The 5,026-nt window shown below is 70.0% G+C and carries 6 protein-coding genes; 3 read left to right on the top strand and 3 right to left on the bottom strand.

The features are described 5' to 3' along the window. From AAG801_RS40515 to AAG801_RS40505, 3 genes are all read left to right on the top strand, one after another. Nucleotides 1-675: methyltransferase domain-containing protein (locus AAG801_RS40515; RefSeq protein ID WP_341893526.1), on the top strand; the 675-nt coding region annotated here is incomplete at its 5' end. A 7-nt stretch (nt 676-682) separates the two neighbouring features. Then, a complete protein-coding gene (locus AAG801_RS40510) occupies nt 683-2,035 on the top strand; it encodes an ATP-grasp domain-containing protein (protein WP_341893525.1) in 1,353 nt (450 codons plus the stop codon). A gap of 2 nt (nt 2,036-2,037) precedes the next feature. Continuing rightward, the gene (locus AAG801_RS40505; RefSeq protein ID WP_341893524.1) at nt 2,038-2,655 is read left to right on the top strand and encodes a YHS domain-containing (seleno)protein; all 618 of its coding nucleotides are present in this window, start codon (nt 2,038-2,040) and stop codon (nt 2,653-2,655) included. 11 nt (nt 2,656-2,666) lie between these two features. Here AAG801_RS40505 and AAG801_RS40500 read toward each other — a convergent pair whose 3' ends face one another. The 3 genes from AAG801_RS40500 to AAG801_RS40490 form a co-directional block, all read right to left on the bottom strand. Next, a complete protein-coding gene (locus AAG801_RS40500) occupies nt 2,667-3,500 on the bottom strand; it encodes a DUF547 domain-containing protein (protein ID WP_341893523.1) in 834 nt (277 codons plus the stop codon). A gap of 49 nt (nt 3,501-3,549) precedes the next feature. Beyond that, nucleotides 3,550-4,269 carry a methyltransferase domain-containing protein gene (locus AAG801_RS40495; protein ID WP_341893522.1) on the bottom strand — a complete coding sequence of 240 codons (720 nt, stop codon included), beginning with the start codon at nt 4,267-4,269 and terminating at the stop codon, nt 3,550-3,552. Continuing rightward, nucleotides 4,266-5,026, bottom strand: a 761-nt coding sequence (locus AAG801_RS40490) for an alpha/beta fold hydrolase (protein ID WP_341893521.1), incomplete at its 5' end; no start/stop codon positions are given. The genes AAG801_RS40495 and AAG801_RS40490, both read right to left, overlap by 4 nt.

Raw genomic sequence — 5,026 nt, 5'->3', positions numbered from 1 at the left:
TCGCATCGCGAACGGTCCTCGATCGAGCTCTACCGCTGCCACGCGGCGGGCTACGACGACTCCGCGCAACGCACCATGCCCCTGCGGCTGCGTGCTATCGCGCTGCTGCAGTTGCAGCCCGGGCAGGTGGTGCTCGACGTCGGTGCCGGCACCGGCCTGAGCTACGAGCCGCTGTTGCAGGCCGTCGGCGCCGCGGGCCGTGTGCTGGCCTTCGAACAGAGCCCCGACATGTTCGCGCTCGCGCAGGCGCGCGTCGCCAGCCGGGGCTGGCAGCAGGTCTGGCATTGCTGCGAGCCGGCGGAGCGCGTGCAGTTGCCGGAGCCCGCCGATGCCGTGCTGTTCAACTACGTGCACGACATCGTCCGCACGCCGGCGGCGGTGCGCAACGTTCTCGCCCAGGTGCGGCCCGGTGCGCGGGTGGTGGTGGCCGGCATGAAGTTCTTCCCCTGGTGGACAGGCCCGCTGAACCTGCTGCCGTGGCTGAAGAACCGGCCCTACAACGCCCGCCCGGCGGATCTGTGGCACCCCTGGGACCTGGTCGAGGCCCATTGCGAGGGCTTCGAACGCTGGTCGACGCAGGCCGGCATGGGCTACATCGCCCGGGGCCGGAATAGCGGCGCCGCATCGAACGTAGACCGCTCGACCCGGCTCGACGCCACCTCATCCTCACAATGACCCTCCGATGACATCGCGCCCCCGGCTCGGCCTGCTGTTCAGCTTCGACTGGGACACCCTGGGTTTCCAGCGCCTGCGTGGGGACTACACCTTCGACGAAGCCGGCTTCGACCTGTTCAGCTTCCCGAGCAATGCGCGGCTGATTGGGTTCGATCTCGAGCGCTTTGCCGAACAACAGGCGCGGCGCGGGCGCCGGTCCGGCTGGCGGGGCGTGGTGTCGCACCACGAACAGTTCGGCGCCCTGGCTGCGGCCCTGGTGGCCGAACGGCTGTGCCTGCCCGGCACGCCGGTATCGGCCGTGCTGGCCTGCCAGCACAAGCTGCATGCGCGCCGCGTGCTGCAGGCGGTGTGCCCGGAGGCCTGCGTCGGCTTCGCCGAGCTGGATGCCGTCTATGGCGGCGCCATCCCCGAGGGCGTGCGTTATCCGGCCTACGTCAAGCCGGTGAAGGCAGCGTTCTCCGTGCTGGCCCGGCGGGTGGCCGACGCCGCGGAACTGCAGCGCCACACGCGCTTCGGCAGGCGCGAGCTGTGGGTGATCCGCCGCCTCGTCGAGCCCTTCGAGCGGGTGTGCCGGGCGCGCCTGCCGGAGGCCGGAACGGCCCATCGCCTGATGCTCGAGGAGCCGCTGCACGCCCCGCAGTTCAACCTCGATGGCTGGGTCCACGAAGGGCAGGTACATGCGCTGGGCGTGGTCGACGCCCTCATGTACCCCGGCACGCAGGCCTTCATGCGCTGGGAGTACCCGAGCCGCCTGCCGCAGAGCGTGCAGGCGAGGGCGCTCGATGTGGCGCGCCGCTTCCTGGCTGCGGTCGGCTATCGCCACGGCATGTTCAACATGGAGTTCTTCCACGACCCGGCAAGCGGCCGCCTCAGCGTGATCGAGTTCAACCCGCGCATGGCCTCGCAGTTCTCGGATCTCTACCGCCGCGTTCTCGGTGTCGACCCGCATGCCATGTCGCTGGCACTGGCCCTCGGCGACGACCCGCTGGCCTTGCCGAAGGTCGAGCCCGCCGCCGGCGTTGCTGCCAGCCTCGTCTACCGCTCGTTCGAGCCCGACCTCGTGCCGGCCATGCCGACGGCCGCGCAGCGCGCCGCGTTCTCGGCCGCGCATCCCGATGCCTTGCTCTTCAGGTTCCCGAAGCACGGGCACAGCCTCGCGCGTGACTTCAAGTGGACCGGCAGCCACCGCTACGGGATCGTGCACCTCGGCGCGCGCGACGAGCAGCAGTTGCGCGAGCGTGCCGAGCACGCCAGTGCGCTGCTCGGCTGGCCGGTGCCGTATGCCTCGCCGCCGCGCCACGCCGCCGACCTGACCTGGGCCGACAACCGCCTTTCCATTCCAGCAACCGAAGGTTCCTGACCATGCCCGTGCTCGCCATCCGATCCATCCGCCAGGCCCCGCTCGTGGCGATACTCGTCGTCGCAGCCACCGTGCTGCCGGGTTGCACGGCCATGACCGCCCAGAACCCGTCGGGCTCGCTGCGGCCCGTGAACGCAGTCGCCGATGGCGCCGACGCACGCGTCATGCTCAAGGGGGCCGACGTGGTGGCCTATTTCGCGCAGGGTCGCTACGCGCCGGGCACGCCGGAGTTCAGCAGCCGCTACGAAGACGTGACCTTCCGCTTCGCTTCGGCAGAGAACAAGGCACTGTTCGACGCGGCGCCGCAGCGCTATCTGCCGCAGTTCGGCGGCTACTGCGCCAACGGCATCGCCTATGCGATCCCGTGGGGTGGCGACGCCGACACCTGGCGCATCATCGACGGCAAGCTCTACATCTTCGGCGGGCGCGCCAGCCTGGAGGCGTTCGAACTCGACGTGCCGGGCAACCTCAAGCTGGCCCAGGACTACTGGGCCTCCGAGGTCAGCGGCACCAACAGCTTCTGGCAGCGCAGCAAGCGCCTGGTGTTTCGCGTTGCGCACTACAAGTCGGGCGAAGAACTCGCCCGCATGGTGGCGCAGGCGAAGGCGGCCAAGCGCTGACGCGCCGAGCCTCAGCGCGCGTCGTTGAGGCTCCAGTCGTAGTCGAGGAAGTCGATCTCGACCTGCCCGCTGCGGATGCGCTCGCGGTCGGCCGCGTTGTCGGCGAGCACATCGGCATGGCGCGCCAGGAATGCCGGCAGCGACGTGACGCCGCGGTGCCCGAGCCGGAAGTCCTCGGCGAACCAGTCGAAGATCTTCGAGACCTGCAGCCGCCCGCGCTTGACGTCGTAGCGGTTGCGCGTCCGGTCACTCAGGAAGCGCTGGGTCTGCTCGTCCAGTTGGGCATCCAGCCGCTCGGCGACGAAGGCCTCTTCACGAAGCGCCGGGCAGCCGATGCTCGCGCAGTTGACGGCAAAGTGCACCCGCGGATCGTCGAAGCGGCCACGCTGGCGCAGCATGCCGTGCTCGATGTCGTCGAGCGACACCTTGCTGCCGAGCAGCGCCACGCGCTTGGGTTTCCAGGGGCTCTGCAGCAGGCTGCCGAGGTCCTTGATCGACTGGAGGTCGGGGTACTTCGTGAGGATCAGCTCGACCGTGAAAGCGTTGTAGGCGTTGATCAGGAAGGCCTGCTGCCTGGCCTTGCCGAGCCCCGCGAACGTGCCTTCTGCAACCGAGGACAGCGCGTCGAGGTAGGCACGCAGCGCGGCGCGGTCGGCGGCGAAGCCTGCATAGCGGACTGCGCTCGCCTGGCCTCGGCGGAGCACGACCACATGCTTGCGCAGCAGCGCCGTCCAGGCGCCATGCTCATGGTCGAAGGCGACCTGGGCGCCGGCGCGATGACCGAAGCCTGCAGCCAGCAGGACCAGCATCAGGCGCCGGTGTGAAGAGAATTGCGATGAGGTCATGGGGTGTGTTCGGCTTAGGTCGGCCGTGGCGACCATACCTGACATGCCACTATGCCCGCCGGCGCAGCAATCTGACGTGCATCGGGCGCAGGAAGTGTGCGCCGCCGTTGGTGCAGTGGGGTTCGAACGCGCGCCGCACCGTGGCGAGCTTCTGGTCGTCGATCGCGTGGTCGGCGAAGGTGGGCCGCATCATGCGCTGCTCGAAGTCCGCGAAGTCGCGGAACTGCACCGGCATGTCGAAGCGCCGCTGCGCAAGCTGCTCCCAGGCACCGTCGAGCAGCACCTCGTCCACGGCCGACTGAGCCGCGGCGCGCACCGTGCCCTCGTCGTTGAAGAGGCGGATCAGTTCGTTGAAGGGGCCGGCGTAGACGGGTTCTGACACGTACAGGTGGCCCCCCGGGCGCAGCACACGTGCCGCCTCGCCGAGCGCCCTGGCCATCAAGGGCTGGGGCACGTGGTGCAGCGACTTGAGCATCAGGGCCAGGTCGAAGGAGGCATCGGCTGCCGGAATCGCCTGGGCGCCCGCCGCCAGGAAGGTCAGGCGCTCCTGCGGCGCGGCGAGGTTCTTCGCGTGCTGGCGCTCGTCGACCTCCAGCGCGGTGACCGTGCAAGCGGGGTAGCGGGCCAGCAGCGAGCGCGCCAGGTGCGCGGCGCCGCAGCCAAGCTCGATGATGCGCTGGGCGTCCAGCGGCACCAGCGACGACAGGACCTCCAGTTCGTCGTCGATCAGCGGCATGGTGGGCAGGGCATTCGGCATGGCAGTGGTCATGGAGTCGAAGTGTCGAGAGGATGGTGGATGTCGCGGGCCTGGGCCAGGAACCCGACCAGTGTCTGCGCATGAGGCGCCAGCGACGTGCGCATGTCGTGGCCGCCCGCCACCGGCAGGAGCCGGGCGCCGCGCGATGCGGCACGCAGCCGGACGGCATCGTCGAACGGCACCGTACTGTCCTGAAGTCCATGGACGAGAAGAACCGGGCAACGCACCTGCGCAATGCTGCGCAGGGGTGCGATGGCCTCGAAAGGGGCGCCGATCACGCGCTGCACATGGCGCAGCACGTACCAGCCGAGCACGGGGTAGGGCACGCGCTTCTCGGCCATGAGGCGGCGCATCACCTCGTGCGGGTGGGCGAACGACGCCAGGCTGACCACCGCGTTCACGTCGGCGTGGCGCGACGCGTGCAGCAGGCAGGCGGCGGCGCCGACCGAGTGGCCGAGCAAGGCCACACGATCGGCCGCGATGCCGGGCCGGCCGCGCAGCCAGGCCAGCGCAGCGGCGATGTCCTCGGCAAAGCGGGGCATCGAGGTGAAGGCTTCGTCGTCGCTGCGGCCGTGGCAACGTGCATCGACGAGCAGGACGGCGAAGCCCGCCGCATGCAGCGGCGGCACGACCGGCCACATCATCTCCGCGTTGCCGCCCCAGCCGTGCATGGCCAGCACGGCGGGCACGGGCTGGCCGGTCTGGGGTGGCATCACCAGCCAGGCGAACAGGGTGCGCCCGCGCGGGCCGGGAAGGGCGACCTCGTGCA

The organism is Variovorax sp. YR752 (assembly GCF_943372545.1).
The sequence above is the reverse complement of the archived record's forward strand: the minus strand, read 5'-3'. Positions and strand labels throughout refer to the sequence as shown.

Coding starts and splice junctions, on each gene's coding strand:
- AAG801_RS40510 (WP_341893525.1), top strand. CDS start 683: ATGACATCGCGCCCCCGGCTCGGCCTGCTGTTCAGCTTCGACTGGGAC.
- AAG801_RS40505 (WP_341893524.1), top strand. CDS start 2,038: ATGCCCGTGCTCGCCATCCGATCCATCCGCCAGGCCCCGCTCGTGGCG.
- AAG801_RS40500 (WP_341893523.1), bottom strand. CDS start 3,500: ATGACCTCATCGCAATTCTCTTCACACCGGCGCCTGATGCTGGTCCTG.
- AAG801_RS40495 (WP_341893522.1), bottom strand. CDS start 4,269: ATGACCACTGCCATGCCGAATGCCCTGCCCACCATGCCGCTGATCGAC.